A 546-nucleotide genomic window follows, 5' to 3' on the forward strand; every position below is an offset into this window, starting at 1 on the left:
GCCTGTAGTCAGCCGCACCGAAAATGCCGACTTCAAGGAAATGTTCGCCGGTGGCGATGACGCCTCGAAGTTTTTGGCACCGCAATATGCCGCGCTCGCCGACGAAGCCGGCTGTGGCTTCTTCGACGCCGGCAGCGTGGCCCAAACCACACCGCTCGATGGCGTTCACCTCGATGCCGAAAACACGCGAGAAATCGGCAAGGCGCTGACGCCGATCGTGCGCGTCATGCTGGAATTGTGAAGGAGAAATACCGTGGCTGAGAACTACGACGTCATTATCATCGGCTCCGGCCCTGGCGGCTATGTCACCGCGGTGCGTTCCGCACAGCTTGGCTTCAAGACGGCGATCGTCGAGCGCGAGCATCTCGGCGGCATCTGCCTCAACTGGGGCTGCATCCCGACCAAGGCGCTGCTGCGCTCGGCCGAGATCATGCACTATTCGGATCACCTGAAGGACTACGGGCTGAAGCTCGACGGCAAGGTCAGCGTCGACACGTCGGCGGTGGTCGACCGATCGCGAAAAGTCTCGTTGCGGCTCAATGGCGG

At 61.7% G+C, this 546-nt stretch carries 1 protein-coding gene and 1 pseudogene; both read left to right on the top strand.

What is annotated here, in order from left to right:
* Positions 1-241 (top strand): annotated as a pseudogene (locus tag EN935_RS39565) (arylesterase); the annotation flags it as partial.
* 12 nt (positions 242-253) lie between these two features.
* A partial coding sequence (locus EN935_RS39570) for an FAD-dependent oxidoreductase (protein WP_127374434.1) occupies positions 254-546 on the top strand: 293 nt, incomplete at its 3' end.

The organism is Mesorhizobium sp. M7D.F.Ca.US.004.03.1.1 (assembly GCF_003998635.1).
Taxonomy (GTDB): Bacteria; Pseudomonadota; Alphaproteobacteria; order Rhizobiales; family Rhizobiaceae; genus Mesorhizobium; species Mesorhizobium loti.